16 protein-coding genes are annotated in these 22,294 nt (G+C 68.2%); 7 read left to right on the forward strand and 9 right to left on the reverse strand.

Going from position 1 to position 22,294, the window contains the following annotated elements; all coding sequences use genetic code 11:
* Positions 1 to 196: 196 nt before the first annotated feature.
* Positions 197 to 364, forward strand: a complete 168-nt coding sequence (locus SREC43747_RS21600; RefSeq protein WP_162832381.1) for an Rv3202a family protein — start codon at positions 197 to 199, stop codon at positions 362 to 364.
* 60 nt (positions 365 to 424) lie between these two features.
* Here the strand turns inward: SREC43747_RS21600 and SREC43747_RS0105580 are convergent, their stop codons facing one another.
* From SREC43747_RS0105580 to SREC43747_RS0105590, 3 genes are all read right to left on the reverse strand, one after another.
* Positions 425 to 1,387, reverse strand: coding sequence for an NAD-dependent epimerase/dehydratase family protein (locus SREC43747_RS0105580; protein ID WP_201768632.1), 963 nt, complete (start codon positions 1,385 to 1,387; stop codon positions 425 to 427).
* 130 nt (positions 1,388 to 1,517) lie between these two features.
* Complete coding sequence (locus tag SREC43747_RS0105585; RefSeq protein WP_029720169.1) at positions 1,518 to 1,721, reverse strand: cold-shock protein; 204 nt, start codon at positions 1,719 to 1,721, stop codon at positions 1,518 to 1,520.
* Positions 1,722 to 1,942: 221 nt separating this feature from the next.
* The gene (locus SREC43747_RS0105590) at positions 1,943 to 3,136 is read right to left on the reverse strand and encodes a Glu/Leu/Phe/Val dehydrogenase dimerization domain-containing protein (RefSeq protein WP_029720170.1); all 1,194 of its coding nucleotides are present in this window, start codon (positions 3,134 to 3,136) and stop codon (positions 1,943 to 1,945) included.
* A gap of 456 nt (positions 3,137 to 3,592) precedes the next feature.
* On the opposite strand from SREC43747_RS0105590, the gene SREC43747_RS0105595 reads away from it, so the two are divergent.
* Together SREC43747_RS0105595 and SREC43747_RS0105600 are read left to right on the forward strand one after the other, a co-directional pair.
* Complete coding sequence (locus SREC43747_RS0105595) at positions 3,593 to 4,420, forward strand: hypothetical protein (RefSeq protein WP_029720171.1); 828 nt, start codon at positions 3,593 to 3,595, stop codon at positions 4,418 to 4,420.
* 38 nt (positions 4,421 to 4,458) lie between these two features.
* On the forward strand, positions 4,459 to 6,090 hold the full coding sequence (locus tag SREC43747_RS0105600; RefSeq protein WP_029720172.1) for an amidohydrolase: 1,632 nt from the start codon (positions 4,459 to 4,461) through the stop codon (positions 6,088 to 6,090).
* Positions 6,091 to 6,099: 9 nt separating this feature from the next.
* Here SREC43747_RS0105600 and SREC43747_RS0105605 read toward each other — a convergent pair whose 3' ends face one another.
* Positions 6,100 to 6,894 (reverse strand): serine hydrolase, encoded by a 795-nt coding sequence (locus SREC43747_RS0105605; RefSeq protein WP_051387728.1) that lies wholly within the window; start codon positions 6,892 to 6,894, stop codon positions 6,100 to 6,102.
* Positions 6,895 to 7,106: 212 nt separating this feature from the next.
* On the opposite strand from SREC43747_RS0105605, the gene SREC43747_RS0105610 reads away from it, so the two are divergent.
* From SREC43747_RS0105610 to SREC43747_RS0105625, 4 genes are all read left to right on the forward strand, one after another.
* Positions 7,107 to 8,687 carry an aldehyde dehydrogenase family protein gene (locus tag SREC43747_RS0105610; protein ID WP_029720174.1) on the forward strand — a complete coding sequence of 527 codons (1,581 nt, stop codon included), beginning with the start codon at positions 7,107 to 7,109 and terminating at the stop codon, positions 8,685 to 8,687.
* 282 nt (positions 8,688 to 8,969) lie between these two features.
* Complete coding sequence (locus SREC43747_RS0105615; RefSeq protein WP_029720175.1) at positions 8,970 to 10,139, forward strand: Glu/Leu/Phe/Val family dehydrogenase; 1,170 nt, start codon at positions 8,970 to 8,972, stop codon at positions 10,137 to 10,139.
* A gap of 10 nt (positions 10,140 to 10,149) precedes the next feature.
* Positions 10,150 to 11,097, forward strand: coding sequence for a LysR family transcriptional regulator (locus SREC43747_RS0105620; RefSeq protein WP_236623042.1), 948 nt, complete (start codon positions 10,150 to 10,152; stop codon positions 11,095 to 11,097).
* Positions 11,098 to 11,099: 2 nt separating this feature from the next.
* On the forward strand, positions 11,100 to 13,277 hold the full coding sequence (locus tag SREC43747_RS0105625; RefSeq protein WP_029720177.1) for a thiamine pyrophosphate-dependent enzyme: 2,178 nt from the start codon (positions 11,100 to 11,102) through the stop codon (positions 13,275 to 13,277).
* Between the two features lie 3 nt (positions 13,278 to 13,280).
* Here SREC43747_RS0105625 and SREC43747_RS0105630 read toward each other — a convergent pair whose 3' ends face one another.
* The 5 genes from SREC43747_RS0105630 to SREC43747_RS0105650 form a co-directional block, all read right to left on the reverse strand.
* The gene (locus SREC43747_RS0105630; protein WP_029720178.1) at positions 13,281 to 14,669 is read right to left on the reverse strand and encodes an FAD-binding oxidoreductase; all 1,389 of its coding nucleotides are present in this window, start codon (positions 14,667 to 14,669) and stop codon (positions 13,281 to 13,283) included.
* Positions 14,670 to 14,787: 118 nt separating this feature from the next.
* On the reverse strand, positions 14,788 to 15,684 hold the full coding sequence (locus SREC43747_RS0105635) for a mycobacterial-type methylenetetrahydrofolate reductase (RefSeq protein WP_029720179.1): 897 nt from the start codon (positions 15,682 to 15,684) through the stop codon (positions 14,788 to 14,790).
* 307 nt (positions 15,685 to 15,991) lie between these two features.
* Positions 15,992 to 17,449, reverse strand: coding sequence for an adenosylhomocysteinase (gene ahcY / locus SREC43747_RS0105640; protein WP_029720180.1), 1,458 nt, complete (start codon positions 17,447 to 17,449; stop codon positions 15,992 to 15,994).
* 54 nt (positions 17,450 to 17,503) lie between these two features.
* The gene (gene metH / locus SREC43747_RS0105645) at positions 17,504 to 21,070 is read right to left on the reverse strand and encodes a methionine synthase (RefSeq protein WP_029720181.1); all 3,567 of its coding nucleotides are present in this window, start codon (positions 21,068 to 21,070) and stop codon (positions 17,504 to 17,506) included.
* A gap of 21 nt (positions 21,071 to 21,091) precedes the next feature.
* Positions 21,092 to 22,066: a carbohydrate kinase family protein gene (locus SREC43747_RS0105650; protein ID WP_029720182.1), complete on the reverse strand. Its 975-nt coding sequence runs from the start codon at positions 22,064 to 22,066 to the stop codon at positions 21,092 to 21,094.
* Between the last annotated feature and the right edge of the window lie 228 nt (positions 22,067 to 22,294).

Raw genomic sequence — 22,294 nt, forward strand, 5'->3', positions numbered from 1 at the left:
CCTGGTGCGTCCGATGCAGGTCTTCAGCTTGAGAACTCGGCGCGGTTCCCGCCAGCTTTCAAACGGTTGTTCCGCGAGCTCTGCATGGTGCATCCGCAGTCAGCTACGGTGGCGGATGACCCCCGGTTGAAGAAACGTGCTACCGGAAATCCGGGGTGTTCCGGGTGCGGTTCCCCCCACGGCGAATGGAGGACAGATGAACCCTGAGACCCCAGAAGCGGACGCTCTGGAGCAAGCCCAGGAGATCACCGAGACCAACGAAGATCTGACCCCCCAGAACGCCGAGCCCCCGCTGGACACCAATCCCGCCGACCTCCTCGAACAGCAGCAGGAAGTGCCGGAGGACGACGGATACGACTACTGAGGAGCTGGGCAGGCAGCCGCGGCGCGCGGCTGCCTGCCGCCGACCGCACCCGGAAACGCTTCACCCCAGCCACAGGCCGAACATCTCGGCGAACCCCTCCCGCCAGCTCGGCCACACCGGTCGCCACCCCAGCTCTTCCCGCAACCGGAAGTTGGAGGCGCCGCGCTGTTCGGTCAGCTGGTACACCGTCAACCAGTCCAGCTGCGCCCTGGCTTGCTCCTGGGTGAGGGCCACCGGTTCCGGTCCGCCCACCATCCGGGCGTAGGTCGGCAACCACTCAGCCACTTCGGCCGGCTCGTTGTCCACCACGTTGTACACGCCCGGGGTGGCGTCCAGCACCGCGACCACCGCCCCGGCGGCGTCCTCGACGTGCGTGAACGAGGTGAGACCGGCTCCGTCGATGACCAGGGGCAGCGCGCTGCTCCGCACCCGCTCGTGGACCGCTCCTCCCGGGGCGTACTCGGTGCCCGGCCCGTAAAGAGTCCCGTAGCGCAGGACGACCGCCTCGATCTCGGAGCAGTTCAGCACGGCTTCTTCCGCGGCGGCCGCACCGCGGACCGCCTCCCCCCAGCAGCCGGGCGCTTCGGTCCACAGCGGGGCGTCCTCGTCCAAGACGTCGTGCCCCCTGGGCGAGTACGCGGCCATGCTGTGCCCGATGATGCGGTTGGCTCCGGCGGCAACGGCGGCGGCCACCAGGTTCCGGCCACCGACTTCGCGCAACTGGCCGGTTCTGCGCAATCCCGTTTCCAGGTCGACCTCGCGGAAGCAGCTCGTCTGGTCGACCACCACGTCGGGTCGCGCGGCGCGCAGCACCTGGCGCAGTTCCTCTTCGCGGAGCACATCGGCCACGACGATGTCGTCGACGTCCGCCGGATCGGGCAACCGCCCGGTGGGACGGACCAGAGCTGTGACGTGATGCCCCTGCTTGCGGAGCATCGGCAGCAACGTCCTTCCGACCACGCCGGTAGCGCCAGCGACAACAACACGCAGGGGCACTTCGACCTCGCATCGGCTCGACGTCACTGATCGCAAAGCCTACCCGCGCGGCGCGGCTCGGAAGGCGCGTTCGCCGAACGCGAAGAAGGGCGGACTGCTGAACGCAGCCCGCCCTTCTGTTCTGGTTTCACCGGGTTGTCCACCCGGTGGAGTGCGATCAGACCGCGCGGATCCGCGCCGCCTGCGGCCCCTTCGGGCCCTGGGCGATCTCGAACTCCACCCGCTGGTTTTCGTCCAACGTGCGGAAACCGGAGGCGTCGATCGCGGAGTAGTGGGCGAAGACATCGGACCCACCGCCGTCCGGGGTGATGAAGCCGTAGCCCTTCTCCGCGTTAAACCATTTGACGGTACCGGTAGCCATTCTTGCTTTCTCCTGTTTCTTGCTGGCCGGGGTCAACACCACGCAGACCCCTGAAGTCGCCGAGATGATCACCCCGGGCCCGGAGGCCGCCGGCACGAAAAAGTGCCTGCGCGTTCTGGCAGGCACTTTCAAGTACTGCTGGGAACCAAAACTGCAACTGCGTTCACGCTAGCAGCCCATCAGCCGCTTGTCACACCGGAAACGCGAACACCGTCACCGTTTCAGGGGATGCTGAGCAGCTCGTGCCCCGCTTCTTCGGCCGCGCGGTTGTGCTCCACCTGCTGCTGAGCCAGCCGCAGCGCGGCTTCCCGCGGCGTGATCCCCTCCTCCTCCCAGGCCGCCAGCAGCAGCGGAACCTTGGCCTGCATCTCTTCCTTGAGCACTTGGAAGGAACGCACCGGATCGGCGTCGACCCTGCCGAGCAGCAGCCACCACGCCCACGCGGCCGCCCCCGCATTGGCGACGAAGTCCGGGATGACCGGGATCCCCCGCCACGCGAGCACCGCCTCGGCTTCCGGGGTGACCGGCGTGTTCGCCGCCTCGACCAGGAGCCGCGCTTTCACGTCCGCCGCTTCCCGGGGGGTGATCGCGAACGACACGGCTGCCGGTATGAGCACGTCGACGTCAGCGGTGACCACGGCCTCCCGGGGCAGTTGCTGCACCCGCGCCGGCACCTGGCCGCGGTCGACCTCACCGAACCGGTCACGGGCCTCCAGCAGGGCTGGCACGTCCAATCCGCTCGGGTCGTAGAGGGTGCCGGCCGCATCGGCGGCCGCGACGACCTTCATGCCGGCCTCGTGCAAGTAGTACGCGGCGCTGCCGCCCATGGTGCCCATGCCCTGCACCGCCACGGTGGTCCGCTCCAGGTCCCACCGGCGCGCGTGCACGGCGCCGAGGCAGCACTGCGCCACCCCGTAGCCGCCGACCACGTCTCCCAGCAGCAGTCCACCCGGCACCGGCGCGTTGAGCCCAGCTCTGATCCGGCGGAGGGTGCTTTCCACGTCGGGCGCCCGGCTGATCGCCGCGTAGTAGGACTGGTGCATCCCCAGTTCGCTGAACACCTCGTCGATCAGGTGCTGCGGCGTGCCGAGGTCCTCTGCGGTCACCCAGTGCTCCTTCGCCCAGGGACGCATCGCCTGCAGGAACCGGGTGAGCACCCCGCGCGCTCGCGGGTCCCTCGGGTCGCAGTCGATGCCTCCCTTCGCCCCGCCCACGGGGAGGTTGAAGACTGCTGTCTTGCGGGCCATGCCGCGGGCGAGCTCTTCCACTTCGGCCAACGTGCACCCGGCCCGCATCCGGGTTCCTCCGGTGGCCAGTCCGGCCACCAGGTTTTGCACCACCAGGTAGCCGTTCTTTCCGGTCACGGGGTCTGTCCAGGTGATCCTCAGCAGCGGATTCTGGTCAACAGCAACCACCGGCCGAACCTCCTTCCAACGAGCACGCCGAAAACGGGTGCACTCCGCCCAGGTGAAAAGAGAAAAGCGAGCTGGAACAAATCAGCGAGCAGTCAACGGATCGTCGCTGCTCGGGGCCGCACCGCGGAGCAGAGCGACCCGTCAGCGATGTCGCAGCCAGAGAGAGGAAGAGGACAGCCAGCGACGCGGATGCGGAACGCCGTGCTCATCGGTTCGCATCGTCACCTCCGCGTCTTTTCCGGCTAGCTCGAAGCTAAGGGCCGCCCAGACCAATTGTCAACAATCCGCACATTAGACTTTCTTCTTCGAAACATTGTTTTCATCCGCGCCAAATCGCCGAAAAGAGCGTCTTAAGCTGTGCAAGCCAGCACACGTGTCCACGCCGGACAGGGTTGGGCACGGCGCACTTGACTGAAATATCCCCGATTTCCCAGCCTTACTGGAAGGATGCAGGGCATGAGCCAACCGGGACCCCAAGAAGCAGCGGGATCGCTGGACGAGGCTGCGCAACAGCAACTGATCCAGGAAATCGGTCGAACAATCGTGCAAGCCCTGCCGCCGGGCTGGCAGGAAGCACGCGTGGAGTACCGGGCCGTCGGGGAGCACTACGAATTGGTCGCCCAGCTGCAAGCCCCCAACGGCACAGTCGTCCCGCTCGCACCTCCCGTGGAGACCGCCGGGCACTTCCAGCGGCTCCGGCACGGCATGTACCACCCCGATCGAGGCACCTGGGTGAGCGCGCTCTACCAGCTGCGCCGCCCGGGCAGCTACACCGTCGACTTCAACGGCGACCAAGAACCCGCCTGGCACACCGCTCCTCCACCGCAGGCTTATGCCGACGAACTGCGCAGATACCCCAGGCCAGCCGAGTCGACCCCGGAATGGCTGAGCCGGCAGGCGTCCGGCGCGGCGACGGCTGAATTGCGCACCGCCACGGTTTTCGACGAGAACGGGCAGCCGGTCACCACCCACCCGGAACTGGCCCCGCAAGAACGCGATCTGGTGCTCGAGTACCTGAACCGGGCCCCGGTCGTGCTGGCCGCCCGCAGCTACGACACCGACCGGCTCGACCCCAGCCGCAACCCGGCGGTGCCGATGACCTTCCACACCGACGGCACCTGGATATGGCCCGGGGCGGCCGCCTACTACTTGCGCGAGCACGGCGTGCCTCCCCAGCCGGAGCTGGTCGAGCACATCCGCCGCCAGGAGTTCCAGGTCCCCCCGGTCGACGAGCCCACCAGGGAACGCGCGGTCTCGATCATCACCACCGGCCAGCACCGCTGATCCCCCGCAGCCCCTGCGCGAGCTGCCAGAATCAAGCCGTGGAACGTTGCTATTCCGCCGACACGGCGTTCGTGGGCGGGCCCGTGGCCACAATGGACTCGGCCCGCTCCTTCTCCGATGCGGTGGCCGTCCACGACGGGCGGATAACCGGGGTCGGGTCGGCCGCCGTGCGCGAGCAGGTGACTGCTCGCACCGAGGTGATCGACCTGCGGGGCAGGCTGCTGCTGCCGGGTTTCCACGACGCGCACGCCCACCCGGTCTACGGGGGCATCGAACGGTTGCGCTGCGATTTGAGCTGCGGCAACGGGGTGGCCGACTACCTGGACCAGATCAGCGACTACGTCCAAGCCCACCCGGATGTCGAGTGGGTCCTCGGCGGCGGGTGGGAAATGGCCGCCTTCCCCGGTGGGGCACCCGACCGGCAGACGCTCGACGCCGTCACCGCTGGCCGGCCCGCCTACCTGCTCAACCGCGATCACCACGGGGCGTGGGTGAACACCGCCGCTCTGCACCGCGCCGGCATCGACCGGAACACACCGGACCCACCCGACGGGCGCATCGAACGGGACAGCGCCGGAAATCCCAGCGGAACGCTGCACGAAGGCACCACGCGCCTGATGGAGCCCCACCTGCCCCGGCTCTCCGCGGACGACTACCTGGCCGGGCTGTTGGAAGGCCAGCGCTACCTGCACGCCAGAGGAGTCACCTTCTGGCACGACGCGATCATCGGCCGATACCTGGGCTACGACGACACATTGGACATCTACCGGGAGGCCGACCGGAGAGGTCTGCTGACCGCCAGGGTCCGCGGAGCGCTGTGGTGGGACAGGGCGAGGGGACTCGAGCAGATCAGCGAGCTGCTGCAGCGGAGCGAACGTTCCACCGGGCACAAGTTCTCCGCCCGAACGGTGAAGATCATGCAGGACGGCGTGTGCGAGAACTTCACCGCAGCACTGCTGCAGCCCTACCTCTCCGACAAGGGAAGTGGACTGTCCTTCTTAGACGCAGAGCTGCTGGACCGAGCAGTGCAGCAGTTGGACGCCGCGGGTCTCCAACTGCACTTCCACACCGTCGGTGACCGCGCTGTCCGAGACGTCCTCGACGCCCTGCAGCGGGCCAGCCGGCGCAACGGTCCCACCGGACTGCGCCACCAGCTGGCCCACCTCCAGCTGGTGCACCCCTCCGACCTCCCCAGGTTCGAGCAGCTCGGCGTCGTGGCCAACATCCAGCCCGCTTGGGCGGTGAACGACCCCGCGATGACCGACCTGACCCTTCCCTACCTCGGTTCGCGAGGAGCGTGGCAGTACCCGTACCGCTCCCTGCTCCGCACCGGTGCGGTGCTGGCCTCCGGGAGCGACTGGCCGGTGTCCGAGGCGGAGCCGATGCAGAGCATCCACGCCGCTGTCAACCGGCAGGAGTACGGCGAGGACGAAGCGCCGTTCCTGCCCGAGCAAGCGCTCACCCCCTTGGAGGCGTTCGCCGCGTACACCACCGGCACCGCGTGGGCCAACCACATGGAACAGCTGACCGGGTCCATTTCCGTCGGCAAGGCAGCCGATCTGGTGGTGCTGGACCGGAACCCGCTCGAGCTGCCGACCGCGGAGCTGGGGCAGGCCCGAGTGGACCTGACCATGGTCGGGGGCGAGATCGTCCACCAGCGCGCTCCCTGAGGCTGCCGGCTAGCCCGGCAGCGCGTCGAACGCCGCGCGCCCGATCCGGGCGATGAGCTCGCACGCGGGGCCGCCCCGGTGGTCGGCTGTGGAGCGCTCGTCGGTGAGCTGGTCGACCAGCACCGCCACGACCGCCTGGGGTCGGCTGCCGCCGATCAGTCCGACGTCGTGCCGGACCCCGGAGATCTCCCCGGTCTTGTGCCAGCAACCGGCTTCTCGCGGCAGCAGCGCGGGGAGCCGGTCGCGCACCTGCTGCCGGCGGAGGACGTCCAGCGCGAACCCGGTCAGTTCGGTGGTCAGCGCCCGTCCGGTGGCCAGCGCGTCGAACACGCGCGCCTGGTCGAGCGCGGTCGTCTCGATCCGTCCCGGCGCGGACACCTCCATCAGCCGGCGCTCCACCCGGGTGGCGGTGCAGCCCAGCTGTTCCGCGCAGCGCCGGATGGCCGGGAACCCGACCACGTCGATCACCGCGTTGGCCGCGGTGTTGTCGCTGATCACGATCATCAGCCGAAGCAGGTCGGCCAGCGACAAGCGGTGCACGCTGGTGAGCTCGGCCAGGACGCCGGCACCGCCGGGCCGCTCAGCCGGCAGCGGCACCTCGGCGTCCAACGCCAGCCGCCCCGCTTGCACCTGCTGCAACGCGGTGATCATGACCAGCGTTTTGATCGTGCTGGCCGCGTGCACGACGGTTTCGGCGTTCACCAGAACGGGCTCGCGTTCCTCGAGGTGCCAGGCGGCGAGGCACACCCGTCCCGGGAACCGGGAGAGGTCCACTGACGATTCCAGCTTTTCGGCGAATCCCACTCGTTCTCCATGCTCCGCGGGCTGCGCGTGGTCGAACCAACGGTAGGGCACGCCGGGCAGTGCGAGGGGAAACTGAGCGTAAGCATTGCTTGTGCTCAGCCCTAGAAGAATTCACTCCACTGATTCTCCGCAGAAGCGGCGCCGAAGATTTACGGTGAGCCCAGCAACACGGCCTGCGGCATCCCTGGACTCAGCGGACCGGAATGAGGTGCATGTCGGTGCAGTCCAACCTGAGCTCGATCATCGGCTCGGAACAAGATCCCGGCCGAGGAGGCGGCGAACACCTTTCCCGCAACCCGGCGAATCTCGACGACATCGTGGCGAAAGTCCAGCTCGGCGACGCCGACACACTGCTGTCCGCCACCAGGTCGGCGCAGCAGGCGCAGCGCGAGTGGGCCGCGGTGCCGGCTCCCGTCCGCGGCCGGGTGATCGCCAACCTGGGCCGACTGGTCGAGGCCAACAAGGAGGCGTTGGCCCAGCTGGTCACCAGGGAGATCGGCAAACCGCTTTCCGAAGCGCGGGGAGAGGTCCAGGAGATCATCGACACCTGCGACTTCTTCCTCGGCGAGGGACGACGCCTGTACGGCCAAACGGTGCCCTCGGAGATGCCCGACAAGCAGCTGTTCACCTTCCGGGTGCCGGTCGGGGTCGCCGTGGTCATCACCGCGGGCAACTTCCCGGTGGCGGTGCCGTCGTGGTACATGGTCCCGGCGTTGCTGTGCGGCAACGCGATGGTGTGGAAGCCGGCCGAGTACGCCGCGGCAGCTGCGCGAGCTCTCGCCGAACTGGCCTGGCGGGCGGGTGTGCCGCGCGGCGTGCTCAACCTGGTCTACGCCGACGGCGAAGCCACCTACCGCGGGCTGGAGTCCGCCCTCTCCGCCGGAACGGTGAACAAGGTCGGCTTCACCGGGTCCAGCGCTGTCGGCTCCCGGATCGGCGAGCTGTGCGGTCGCCACCTGCAAACCCCGTGCCTGGAGCTGGGCGGGAAGAACCCGATGGTCGTCGCCCCGGACGCGGACCTGGACCTGGCGGTCGAAGGGGCGCTGTTCTCCGGGTGGGGCACCGCCGGGCAGCGCTGCACCTCCTTGGGCAACCTCATCGTGCACAACGAGGTGAAGGAGGAGTTCGTCCGCCGGCTGGACGCCGCGCTGCGGTCGGCACCGATCGGTGATCCCCGGAGCGAAGTGCTCTACGGCCCGCTGCTGTCGGAGAAGTTCGCGGAGAACTTCGAGCAGGTGCTGGACACCCTCGGAAGCCACCACACACCACTGGGCTCGGAGTTCACCGGCCGGATCACCGACTCCGCACCCCGCAAGGGCTTCGTCGGAGACCCGCAGAGCGGGCTGTACTACCACCCCGTCCTGGTGGACGGCATGGTCCCGGACGACCACATCTTCCAGCAGGAGACCTTCGGCCCGATCGTGGGAGTCATCGGCTACGACTCCCTGGACGAAGCGATCGAGCTCGGCAACGCCCCCGGCTACGGGCTCTCGGCAGCGGTGTACACCCGCGACCCCGCGACCGCGTTCCGGTTCCGGGAACGGATCAGCGCGGGAATGGTCAGCGTCAACAACTCGACCTCCGGGGCAGAAGCGCACCTGCCGTTCGGGGGCAACGGGCGATCCGGCAACGGAAGCCGCCAGTCCGGGATGTGGGTGCTGGACCAGTTCACCCGTTGGCAGTCGCTGAACTGGGACTTCTCCGGGAAGCTGCAGAAGGCCCAGATGGACGTGGCCACGATCGAACCCGAGTTGGACTACCGGCTGCCGACGGAGTTCGAGACGTCCGAGTGACCACCAGCCCGCCCGTGGTGCTCGTGCCGCAGTTCCGGACGGGCGTCAGCCCGCACCGGCTGCCCTCACCGGTGTTCCCGGCCGCACCCGGGCGACTCATCTGCTCGGCCGGTGCCCGGCCAACCCGGTGGGCCGCTCCGCTGGCGGCCCACCGGCGCCGCGGCCAGCGGTGGAACCGCACCCGGTTCCTCCCGACCGCTGCCGGAAGCGGCCGGGCCGGGAGCCGAACCCTCCCATCTGATTGCCGCAGCGCGCGGCAACGGCGCGAAGGAGCGCACACCTGTGGTTGATCTGCTGCACGAAGTGGACGAGTGGGGCCCGGAGAAGGTCGTCTGCGTGTCGGACAGCAAAACCGGGATGCGGGGCGTGTTGGTCATCGACAACACCGCCCGCGGCACCGCCAAGGGCGGAACTCGGATGAGCCCTTCGGTCACGGTCACCGAGATCGCCCGACTGGCCAGGGTGATGACGTGGAAGTGGGCTGCGGTGGACCTGTTCCACGGCGGGGCGAAAGCCGGCATCCGAGCCGACCCCAAGTCGACCAACAAGGAGGAGATCGTTCGGGCTTTCGCCCGCAAGCTCGCCGACCAGATACCGGCCCACTACGTCGCCGGGCTCGACATGGGGATGACCGAGTGCGATGCCGCCATCATCCAGGACGAGTTGGGCGACCGGGGTGCGGCTGTCGGGGTGCCGGAAGCGCTCGGCGGTGTCGCCTACGACCAGCTCGGGGTGACGGGCCACGGGGTGGCCGAGGCGGTGGCGGCCGCGCTGGAGCGCGACGGTCGCAGCGTCCGGGGAAGCCGCATCGCGCTGCAGGGGTTCGGCGCGGTGGGGTCGGCCGCGGCCCGCAGGCTGCACGACCTCGGCGCGCAGATCGTTGCCATCTCCACCGCAGATGGATCGGTGCACGAGCCGGACGGCCTCGACGTTCCGTCCTGGTTGGACGCCCGCGAGGAGTTCGGGGACGCGTGCGTGGCGAAAGCTCCCGCGCACCAGCGCATTCCGCGCGGATCGGAGCTGCTGGTGGATTGCGATGTGCTGATCCCCGCGGCCGCCCAAGACGTGATCGACGCGCAACTGGCAGCGGAGATCCGCGCCGAACTGCTCGTGGAAGGCGCCAACCTGCCGACCACACCGGAAGCCCGGGAAGTCCTCGCTGACCGGGGCGTCACCGTGGTGCCCGACTTCATCGCGAACGCCGGTGGGGCGATCGCAGCCGGCTTCGCGATGGACGCCAGGTACTCGCCGTTCCCACCGGATCCGGAAGAGATCCTGCGCACCGTGGCGGCGAAGACGCGCGACAACACCAACGCCGTGCTCCAGTTGGCGCAGCAGCGCGGGGTGTCGTCGCACCAAGCCGCGTTGGAACTCGCCCAGGAGCGCGTCCGCACCGCGATGGCGTTGCGCGGAAGACTGCCGGCCGGAGTTTCGGGGGAAGGTCATGCTTAACCCGATCCACTTGCGAACCCTGCAAGAGTGCGTGCGCACCGGCTCGTTCGCGGAGGCCGGCCGCGCGCTCGGCTACACCGCTTCGGCGGTGTCCCAGCAGATGATGCTGCTGGAAAAAGCGGTAGGAGCCCCGCTGTTCGAGCGAGCGGCTCGCTCCGCGCGCAGCACCAAGCTCGCCGGGCAGCTGGCCGAGCGCAGCCGCAGCGCGCTGCGCGCCCTGGAGGCGCTGGAGCGGGAAGTGCGGGCGATGGTCTCCGGGGAACAAGGGCAACTGCGGCTGGCCAGCTTCCCCACCGCCAACGCCCGGGTGCTGCCGGACGTGCTGGCGAACATCGTGGCCGGCCACCCCAGTGCTGAGGTGCAATTGGACGAAGGCGAACCGGACGAGGTCACCGGTGCGGTGCTCGACGGCGCGGTGGACGCCGCGGTGGTCTACGAGTACGACCTCGATCCCCGCCAGTGGCCCGCGGAACTGCGGGTGCAGGACTTGATGACCGATCCGCTGTGGCTGGTGGTGCCGTCCGGGCACCGCTGCGCGGGCGCCGGCGAAGTGGACTTGGCCGATCTCGCCGAGGAGAAGTGGATCTGCACCCGGGAGGACACCTCCGGGGCCAGATCGTTGGAAAGGTTGGCGGCAGCGGCCGGTTTTCTGCCCCAGGTCGTTTTCCGCAGCAACGACTACGGGGTGATCCGCGACCTGGTCTCCCGCGGTCTCGGCATCGCGGTGCTGCCAGCACTGGCCCTCCCGGAGAGCGGTGCCGGAGCGCTCCGGATGGCCCACTGGCAACCGTGCCGCCGGATCAAGGTGCTCCACCGGCCGCAGAACACCAACCCGCTGCTGCCGGTCGCGCTGGAGCTCCTGGCGGAGTCCTGCGCCGAAGTGGGCCGCGGCCGGGCGTTCACCACCGGCAGTACCGGCCGGATCAACCGCGTTCCCGCACAGAAAGTCCACGGGTAGTGATGACCGACAAGCGCGCACCGCTCGACGACCACTTCTTGGCAGCCGTCGCCGCCCAGCAGCCGGGCACCCGCACCAGCTCGGGCCTGGACGCCGAACTGCTCGCCCTGTTCGACGCCCAGGCGACCAGCCGGCACCTGGACTTCGCGGCTCGGCAGCTGGGCCAACGCGGACTCGGCTACTACAGCATCGGCTCCAGCGGCCACGAGTCCAACGCCGCTGTCGCCGCGGCGTTGCGGCCCACCGACCCGGCGCTGCTGCACTACCGCTCCGGCGGGTTCTACCTGCGCCGTGCTCAGCAGGTCCCGGGCCAGCACCCCGTGCTGGACGTGCTGCTGGGCGTCGTGGCCTCCGCGGACGAACCCATTTCGGCCGGCCGGCACAAGGTGTTCGGCAACACCGCGCTCTCGATCATTCCGCAGACCTCGACCATCGCCTCCCACCTGCCCCGTTCCGTGGGGCTGGCCTTCGCACTGGGACGGGCGGAGAAGCTGGGCGTCGACTGCCGCTGGCCGGCCGACTCGGTGGTGGTGTGCAGCTTCGGGGACGCTTCGGCGAACCACTCCACCGCGACGGGCGCGGTGAACACCGCGCTGCACTGCGCGCACCAGGGTTTGCCGATGCCGCTGCTGCTGGTTTGCGAGGACAACGGGCTCGGCATCAGCGTCCGCACACCACCCGGGTGGATCGAAGCGTCGTACCGCGACCGCAACGGGCTCGCGTACTTCTCGGCTGACGGGGCCGCTCCGCTGGACTGCTTGCGGGTGGCGCAGCAGGCGGTGGAGTGGACGCGCACCCACCGGTCTCCGGTGTTCCTGCACCTGCGGACGGTGCGGTTGATGGGGCACGCCGGGTCCGATGTGGAAACCGCCTACCGGTCGCAGCGCGAGATCTCCGCCGACTACGACCGCGACCCGCTGCTGGGCACCGCCAAAACCCTGATCGAGCACGGCCTGTTGACCCCCGAGCAGGTCATCGACCGCTACGAGGCCAAGCGGTCGGAGGTGGCCGAAGCGGTGGAAGAGGCCTTGAGCCGGCGCAAGCTGGGCAGTGCCGCCGAAGTGATGGCGGCCATCTGCCAGGACCGCCCGGAAGCGGTGGCCGAGCGCGCGAGCACCGCTCCCCCGCGACGGGAGTCCCCCACCAGCTCGGTCGAGCAGGGGGAGCGGCTCACCCTGGCGCAGGCGATCAACCGGTCGCTGGCCGACGAACTGGAGCGGGACCGGCGAGTGCTGGTCTTCGGCGAAGACGTCGCCCGCAAGGGCGGGGTGTACGGGGTGACCCGTGGCCTGCGCAAGAAGTTCGGCGCCAGCAGGGTGTTCGACACGCTGCTGGACGAGCAGAGCATCCTCGGCACCGCCCTGGGAGCCGGGCTGGCCGGCCTGCTCCCCATCGCCGAGATCCAGTACCTCGCCTACCTGCACAACGCGATCGACCAGCTGCGCGGGGAAGCGAGCACGCTGAGCTTCTTCTCCAACGGCCAGTACCGCAACCCCATGGTGGTGCGCATCGCCGGCTACGCCTACCAGCGGGGGTTCGGCGGCCACTTCCACAACGACAACGCCGTTGCGGCCCTGCGGGACATCCCCGGTCTGGTCGTCGCTTCACCGTCCCGACCGGACGATGCCGCAGCCATGTTGCGCACCTGCGTCGCCGCCGCCGACGTCGACGGCCGGGTGTGCGTCTTCCTCGAGCCGATAGCGCTCTACCACGCTCGGGACCTCCACGAGCCCGGCGACAACCGCTGGACGGCCAAGTACCCCGAGCCGGGTACCGGGCACGTGCCCATCGGCCGGGCTCGGCAGTACGGCACCGGCACCGACCTCACCCTCGTCACCTTCGGCAACGGTGTCCCGATGAGCCTGCGCGTGGCGCGGCGGTTGCGGGAACGCGGGATCACCGCCCGCGTGGTGGACCTGCGCTGGCTGTCCCCGCTGCCGGAAGCCGATCTGGTCCGGGCGGCCGAAGCGACCGGTCGGGTGCTCGTGGTGGACGAGACGCGCCGCTCCGGAGGGGTGTCCGAGGCGGTGCTCACCACCCTGGTCGACCACGAGTACACGGGAGCGATGGCCCGGGTGACCAGTGAGGACAGCTTCATCCCGCTCGGCGAAGCCGCGTACCACGTGCTGGTCGACGAGGAGACCGTGGAGCAGGCGGCCTGGCGGCTGTTGAAGGAGTAGCGGTCAGCTCTCCGGCTGGCCGAACACCTTGCCCGGGTTGAAGATCCCCTTCGGGTCGAGCGCGTTCTTCACCGCGTGGTGCATGCCGATGACCTCGGGGCTCAGCTCGGCGTGCAGCCCCTTGCGCTTGAGCAGGCCGACCCCGTGTTCCCCGGTGACCGTGCCGCCGAGGTCGATGGCGTCGTCGATGATGTCGTCGAACGCGCGTTGCGCGCGGAGCTTGGCCTCCTCGTCCCCGGCGGGGGTGCTGATCAGCGGGTGCAGGTTCCCGTCCCCGGCGTGCGCGATGTTCGCTATCCGGGTGTCGTGCCGTTGGGCGGCGGCCTCGATCCGAGCCAGCATTTCCGGCACCGCGGCCCGCGGTACGCACACGTCCTCGGTCAGCAGCGGCCCCAGCCGTTCCAGGGCCGGGTAGGACAGCCGCCGGGCCGCGAACAGCGCATCGGCCTCGTGCTGGTCGGTGGAGCGGGCGCTCCAGGTGGCCCCGGCTTGCTGGAAGCACTGCAGCAGCGTTTCGACTTCGGCTTCCCCGGCGGCGCCCGGTGTGTCGGAGCGGCCCAGCAGCAGGACCTGGGCCTCTGCGCTCAGGCCCATGTTCTTCCAGTCGTCCACGGCGCGCAGGCAGTGCTGGTCGAGCAGTTCCAGGGCTGAGGGGACCACACCCCGGGCGGCGACCGCGGCCACCGCTTCCCCAGCCGCTTGCAGCGAGTCGAAGTAGCCGACGACGGTGCGTTCCGGTGCGCGCAGGCCTGGCAGCAGCTTGACGGTGATCTCGGTGATGACGCCCAGCGTCCCCTCGGAGCCGACGAACAACCCGCACAGGTCGTAGCCGGCAACGCCCTTGGCGGTGCGCCGGCCCAAGCGGACGACTTCGCCGCTGCCGACCACGGCTTCCAGGCCGAGCACGTAGTCCCGGGTCACCCCGTACTTGACGCAGCAAATGCCGCCGGCGTTGGTGGAGACGTTGCCGCCGATCGTGGACCACGGCGAGCTGGCCGGATCGGGCGGGTACCAGGCCCCGTGCTCTCGGCAGGCGGCCCGCAGATCGTCGTTGACCACCCCGGGCTGCACCACGGCCAGCTGTTCCCGCGGGTTGATCTCCAGAATGGAGTTCATCCGCTCCAGCGAGATCACCACGCAGCCGTCGATGGCGTTGGCCCCGCCGGACAGGCCGGTGCCGGCTCCTCGCGGCACGACGGGCACGCCGGCTTCCGCGCAGACCCGGACCGCGGCCGCGACGTGTTCGGTGGTGGTGGGCCGGACCACCGCCAGCGGCTTGCCGTACGGCGCCCACTCGGCTTCGTCGTGCGCGTAGCGGGCCACCGAGTCCGGGTCGGTCAGCAGCACCGACTCGGGAAGCACCGCTCGTAACGCCGCCACGGCCTCCGGCATGACTACCTCCGTCCACGCTCGCTCCCACCCAAAGTAACCCATTGGTGAAGACCAGCGCGGAGCGGGAGAACGCGGTGGGCAGCCCGCCGGGAGGGGCGGCGAGCTGCCCACCGCTCGGTCAGGAAGCCGCCGGAGTCGGCTCCCAGTAGCTGAGCATTTCCGCGAAGGTCTCGAAGGCCGGCTTGGAGTAGCCGTACGGCGCCTCGAGGTGGATGCTCAGTCGGAACCCCAGGTCGTGCACCCCGTCGATGACCCGCTTGTACAGGTCGACGAGCCGCTGCTTGCGCTGTTCGAACGGCAGCTGGGCGGTTTCAGCGACGAATTTCTGCTCCTGCTCGACCAGCGGATTCCCCGGATCCTGGATGAGCCAGTGAATCAGCTTCTTCTTGCTCTCCAAACTCGGGATGAAACCGAAGGAGAGCAAGATTTCCGGCCGGTGCGGTGTTTTCTCGGCAAATTCCTTGAGGAATTTGACGATGGCGTCCGAGTACAGCAGCTGGGTCATGCCGTAGGTGGCGCCGCGTTCGCACTTGAAGCCGAAACGCCCCTGCTCGCCTTCTCGGGTGGGGATCAGGATGGAACCGCGGTTGGGCACCACGTCCTGGAATTTGGCCAGCGCATCGGTCGGCGCGACCCCAGGCCCTTCCCCGTCCTTCATGGTGCGGGGCACGCCGACGAAGGCGATGCCGTCCATGCCCGCGTCCCGCAGCTGCCCCAGCCGATCACGGAGCTTGTCCTCGTCGTGGAACGCCGTGACCTGGGTGCAGAGACCGCGGACGTCGTTGCCGATTTCCGGGCGCACCGTCTTCCAGAAATCAATTACGTCCATTTTGGACTTGATTTCCACCGGGCGGTCGTCGTCCTCCGGGATGATCCCGGGAATCATCAGGTGCCTGATCTTTCCCGAAAGCCCGGTGGCCCGGCTGTTCTCGGCCACCTTCCGGGCTTCTGCCACGGCCCTTTCCACGCCCCCCTCAAGGTCGGGCGGAACCAGTTCGAGTGCGATCGTGTCCATGTCTGCCTCAGGTCCTGTTCGTGCCGACACCGGTCAACGCAGAGCTCGACAGCCGCTCCAGCGAACCTGCCCAACCTAAGGAGCAGGGACCGTCAATACCGATGGATTTCACCGAAACAATCAGCAGCGGGGCAGAAATTGTGCAATCACCCCAGTGCGCAGAAAAAGGGATTTGAAAGAGATCCTCGCGGAATTGAGCGCGAATACCGGAATAGGGGTCTCACCGTCCGGGCGGGTGCCCGGCGGGCCACCGCCCCGACCACCGGCAGCGGGGCCGGGGCGGTGGCCGCGAACCGCTAGTGGGAGATCAGTAGCGGTAGTGGTCGGGCTTGTAGGGCCCGTTGACGTCGACACCGATGTACTCGGCCTGCTCCTTGGTCAGCTTGGTCAGCTTGACGCCGAGGGCGTCCAGGTGCAGCCGGGCCACCTTCTCGTCGAGGATCTTCGGCAGCGTGTAGACCTTCTTCTCGTACTCTTCGTGCTTGTTGAACAGCTCGATCTGGGCGATCGTCTGGTTGGTGAACGAGTTCGACATCACGAAGCTCGGGTGACCAGTGGCGTTGCCCAGGTTCAGCAGCCGACCCTCGGACAGCACGATGATGGAGTGGCCGTCCGGGAAGATGTACTCGTGGACCTGGGGCTTGATCTCCTGCTTCTTGATGCCCGGGAAGCTCTCCAGGCCGGCCATGTCGATCTCGTTGTCGAAGTGGCCGATGTTGCCGACGATCGCCTGGTGCTTCATCCGCTTCATGTGGTCGACGGTGATGATGTCCTTGTTCCCCGTCGTGGTGATGAAGATGTCGGCGAACTCGACGACGTCCTCGAGGGTCTTGACCTCGTAGCCCTCCATGGCGGCCTGCAGCGCGCAGATCGGGTCGATCTCGGTGACGATGACCCGGGCGCCCTGGCCACGCAGCGACTCGGCGGAGCCCTTGCCGACGTCACCGAACCCGCAGACCACGGCGACCTTGCCGCCGATCAGCGTGTCGGTGGCCCGGTTGATGCCGTCGATCAACGAGTGGCGGCAGCCGTACTTGTTGTCGAACTTCGACTTGGTGACCGAGTCGTTGACGTTGATGGCCGGGAACAGCAGCTCACCGCTCTTGGCCAGCTCGTAGAGGCGGTGCACACCGGTGGTGGTTTCCTCGGTGACGCCGCGGATCTCCTTGGCGATCTTGGTGAACCGCTGGTTGTCCTCGGCCAGGCTCTTGCGCAGGGTCTCCAGGATGACCTTGTACTCCTCCGGGTCATCCTCGGCGGGCTGCGGAACAGCGCCGGCCCGCTCGAACTCGACGCCCTTGTGGACCAGCAGGGTGGCGTCACCACCGTCGTCCAGGATCATGTTCGGCCCCTTGTCGCCGAACTGGAACACCTGGCTGGCGCACCACCAGTACTCCTCCAGGGTTTCACCCTTCCAGGCGAAGACCGGGACGCCCTGCGGGTTGTCCGGCGTGCCGTTCGGCCCGACCACGACGGCCGCCGCGGCCTCGTCCTGGGTGGAGAAGATGTTGCAGGAGGCCCAGCGGACTTCCGCGCCCAGCTCGACCAGGGTCTCGATCAGCACCGCGGTCTGCACGGTCATGTGCAGCGAGCCGGCAATACGCGCGCCCTTGAGCGGCTTGGAGTCCGCGTACTCCTTGCGGGTCGCCATCAGCCCCGGCATCTCGTGCTCGGCGAGCCGGATCTGGTGCCGGCCGGCCTCCGCCAGGGACAGGTCCTTGACCGCGAACTCGATGCCGTTGACCTTTTGCAGCTTCGCGCTCATGATTTCCTTTCTGTTTCTCAACTGCCTGTTGGCGCGAGAAGTTCTCCCGAGCAATCAGGTGTTGAAGTACTTCGCCTCCGGGTGGTGGGCGATGATCGCATCGGTGGACTGCTCCGGGTGCAGCTGGAATTCCTCGGACAGCACGACGCCGATCCGTTCTGCCTCCAGCAGGTCTACGATCTTGGCCCGGTCCTCGATCTCCGGGCAAGCCCCGTAGCCGAAGGAGTACCGCGCACCGCGGTAGCCCAGCTTGAAGAACTCCCGCACGTCTTCGGGGTCCTCATCGGCGACCGTGGCGCCCGACGACCACAGCAGCTCCCGCCGAACGCGGCGGTGCCAGTACTCCGCCAGCGCCTCCGTCAGCTGTACCCCGAGACCGTGGACCTCCAGGTAATCCCGGTAAGAATTCTCCGCGAACAACTGGTTGGCGTAGTCGGCGATGGGCTGCCCCATGGTGACCAGCTGCATCGGCAGCACGTCGACCTGCCCGGTCTCCTCGGCCTTCTCCCGGGACCGGAAGAAGTCCGCGAGGCACAGCCGCCGGTCCCGCTTCTGCCGCGGGAAGAAGAACCGGCAGCGCTCCGGAGCGTCCGGCTCGTCCTTGTCCAGGACGATCAGGTGGTTGCCCTCGGAAACGCACGGGAAGTAGCCGTAGACCACAGCAGCGTGCTGCAGGATTCCCCTGGTCGACAGTTCGTCGATCCAGTACCGGAGCCTGGGGCGGCCTTCGGTCTCCACCAGCTCCTCGTACGACGGACCTTCGCCCTTGCGGGCCCCGCGCAGCCCCCACTGGCCGAAGAACGTGGCCCGCTCGTCCAGCATCTGCAGGTAGTCGGCGATCGCGATGCCCTTGACGACCTTCGCCCCCCAGAACGGCGGAGTCGGCACCGGGACGTCCGGGTCGACGTCGGAGCGGGTGGTGTCGTCGTAGCCGGGCTCCTCGCCCTGCTCGGCCTTGCGCTTCTCGGCGATGCGCAGGGAACGCTGCCGACGCGCCTTCCGCTCGGCCTTCTTCGCCTCTTCCTCGGCGTCCACCTCCGGGGTTTCCCCGCGCTTGATGGCCATCAAGCGGTCCATCAAGTGCAGGCCCTCGAAGGCGTCCTTGGCGTAGCGGACGTCGCCCTGGTAGATCTCGTCGAGATCGTTCTCCACATAGGACCTGGTGAGAGCGGCCCCGCCAAGCAGCACCGGGTACTTCTCGGCTACTCCCCTGGAGTTCATCTCCTCCAGGTTCTCCTTCATCACCACAGTGGACTTCACCAGCAGGCCGGACATGCCGATGACGTCCACCTGGTGCTTCTCGGCCTCCTCGAGGATGGTGTTGATCGGCTGCTTGATGCCGATGTTGACCACGTCGTAGCCGTTGTTGGAGACGATGATGTCGACCAGGTTCTTGCCGATGTCGTGCACGTCCCCCTTGACGGTGGCCAGCAGCAGCTTGCCCTTCCCGCCGGAGTCGTCCTTCTCCATGTGCGGCTCGAGGTAGGCGACCGCGGCCTTCATCACCTCCGCCGACTGCAGCACGAACGGCAGCTGCATCTGCCCGGAGCCGAACAGGTCGCCGACGACCTTCATGCCCGCCAGCAGGTTCTCGTTGATGATCTCGAGCGGGGGCTTCTGCTTCATCGCCTCGTCGAGGTCGGCCTCCAGGCCGTTGCGCTCGCCGTCGATGATCCGCCGCTCCAGTCGTTCGAGCAGTGGCAGCTTCGCCAGCTCTTCGGCTCGAGAGGCGCTGCTCGACTTGGCGGTCTGCCCCTCGAACATCGCCATCAACTTCTGCAGCGGGTCGTAGCCCTCGGACCGGCGGTCGTAGACCAGGTCCAGCGCGACCTGTCGCTGCTCCTCCGGGATCTTGCTCATCGGCAGGATCTTGGAGGCGTTGAGGATCGCCGAGTCCAGCCCGGCCTCGCGGCACTCGTTCAGGAACACCGAGTTGAGCACCTGCCGCGCAGCCGGGTTGAGACCGAACGAGACGTTGGACAGCCCGAGCGTGGTCTTGACCTCGGGGTGCCGCCGCTTGAGCTCCCGGATCGCCTCGATGGTCTCGATGCCGTCCTTCCGGACCTCTTCCTGACCGGTCGAGATCGGGAAGACCAGGCAGTCGATGATGATGTCGGACTTGGACAAGCCCCACTTGCCGGTGATGTCGGCGATCAACCGCTCGGCGATCTCCAGCTTCCGCTCCTTGGTGCGGGCCTGGCCCTCTTCGTCGATGCACAGGCCGACGACCGCCGCACCGTGCTCGACGACCGCCCGCATCACGCGCTGGAAGCGGGAGTTCGGCCCGTCGCCGTCCTCGTAGTTGACCGAGTTGACCGCGCACCGGCCACCCAGGTGTTCCAACCCCACCTCGATGACGGCCGGTTCGGTGGAGTCCACCATGATCGGGAGGGTGGAGGCGGTGGCCAGCCGGCTGGCCAGCTCCTTCATGTCCTGCACGCCGTCCCGGCCGACGTAGTCCACGCAGAGGTCGAGCATGTGCGCGCCCTCGCGGGTCTGCGCCTTGGCGATCTCCACGCAGTCGTCGTAACGGCCCTCGAGCATCGCTTCGCGGAACTTCTTGGAGCCGTTGGCGTTGGTGCGCTCGCCGATGTTCAGGATGGAAGCGTCCTGCTCGAAGGGCACCGTCTGGTAGACCGAGGACACCGAGGGCACGTACTCGGGCTGCCGGTTGGCCGGCTCGACGTCCCGAACGGCTTCGGCGACCGCCCGCACGTGCTCGGTGGTGGTACCGCAGCAGCCGCCGACCAGCCGGACGCCGTAGTTGCGGACGAACTCCGCCAGCGCCTCGGCCAGCTCGTCGGGCTGCAGCGGGTACACCGCCCCGTTGGGCCCGAGCTCCGGAAGACCCGCGTTGGGCATGCAGGAGAGCGGGATCCTGGCGTGTTCGGCGAGCACCCGCAGGTGTTCGCTCATCTCGGCCGGTCCGGTCGCGCAGTTCATGCCGATCAGGTCGATGCCCAGGGGTTCCAGCGCGGTCAGCGCAGCCCCGATCTCCGAGCCGACCAGCATCGTCCCGGTGGTCTCGACCGTGACCTGGGCGATGATCGGCACCTTCCGGCCGGTCGCCTCCATGGCGCGCTTGGCCGCCACCACCGCTGCCTTGGTCTGCAGCAGGTCCTGGGAGGTCTCCACCAGGATCACGTCCACGCCGCCGTTGAGCAGGCCGGTGACCTGTTCGACGTAGGCGTCCCGCAATGCCGTGTACGGTGCGTGACCAAGCGTGGGGAGCTTGGTGCCCGGTCCCATCGAACCGAGCACGAACCGCGGCTTGTCCGGTGTCGCGTACTCGTCGGCGGCTTCCCGGGCCAGCGCGGCCCCGCGCTCGGCCAATTCCTGAATGCGGTCCTCGATCCCGTACTCGCCGAGGTTGGCCAGGTTCGCACCGAAGGTGTTGGTCTCGATGGCATCTGAACCCGCCTCCAGGTATCCCCGGTAGATCGAGGACACCACGTCGGGCCGGGTCACGTTCAGGATCTCGTTGCAGCCCTCCAGGTTGTTGAAGTCGTCCAACGTGAGGTCGTGGGCCTGCAACGCAGTCCCCATCCCGCCGTCAGCGACTAGCACTCGCTCGCCGAGGGCGGTCAGAAACCCGCTGGGATCGTTCTGCCGGTCTGCCATGACGGTGCTTCCCCCTGTTTGTCAGCGAAGCTTCGGCTTTACCTCGGCGGCCGCAGCCTCACCGTATTCCTCAGCGAACCTGGTCAGGAACGATTCGCGGTCAACGACATATTCCTGCGGTCCGTCGGTCTCCAAGGAAACGGTCGCCAGCGTGCAGCCGAGCTGCAGCGACCGCTCCAGTCCCAGCTCGTGGTGCAAGCCGGCCAAGAAGCCAGCGCGCAGCGCGTCACCGACACCGGTGGGGTCCCCCTTCCTCTTCTCCTTCGGCGGGGCCACGTGCAGCGTCGGCTCGTCCTTGGACTCCACCTGCACGCCCTTCGCACCCAGGGAGGTCACCCACTTGCCGACACGGTCCAGCACCTCGGCTTCCGTCCAGCCGGTGCTCTGCAGCAGCAGGCCGTGCTCGTACTCGTTGGTGAACAAGTATTCCGCACCGTCGACGAGCTTGCGGATCTCGGCCCCTTCCATCCGAGCCAGCTGCTGGCCCGGGTCGGCGATGAAGCGGTAGCCGCGCTCCCGGCACTCCTCGGTGTGCCGCACCATCGCCACCGGGTCGTTGGCCGAAATGATCACCATGTCCAGCCCGCCGAGCCGGTCGGCGACCGGCTTGAGCTCGATTTCGCGGGCCTCGGCCATCGCTCCAGCGTAAAACGAAGCGATTTGGTTCTGCTGCTGGTCGGTCGTGCACAGGAAGCGGGCGGTGTGCTTGTTCTGGGAGACGTGGACCGATCCGGTGTCCACCCCGTGCCTCTCCAGCCACGAGCGGTAGTCGTCGAAGTCCTGACCGACCGCGCCCACCAGGGTGGAGCGCACGCCGAGCTGGCCCAGGCCGAAGGTGATGTTGGCCGCCACACCGCCGCGGCGGACCTCGAGCTCGTCGACCAGGAACGACAGCGATACCTGGTCCAGCCGGTCAGCGACGAGCTGGTCGCTGAACTTGCCCGGGTAGGACATCAGATGGTCGGTGGCGATCGATCCGGTCACCGCAATCCGCACTGCAAAACTCCTTCACCGTTGGCGGCGCCGCAGTCCAGCCGCCCAGTTCCAAGGGGACAGGTGGGCCACACCAGACTGCGGGGCGCGGACGCGCCACGCCCCGCAGTCCGTGCGGCAGGCTCAATGGCCAGAGGGGGTTCGTCCGGTCACAGGCCGGCGGCGTTCTTCAACGCCTCCGCCCGATCCGTGCGCTCCCACGGCAGATCCACATCCGACCGACCGAAATGA

Origin of the sequence: Saccharopolyspora rectivirgula DSM 43747 (assembly GCF_000497205.1) — a bacterium.
GTDB classification, from domain to species: Bacteria; Actinomycetota; Actinomycetes; order Mycobacteriales; family Pseudonocardiaceae; genus Saccharopolyspora; species Saccharopolyspora rectivirgula.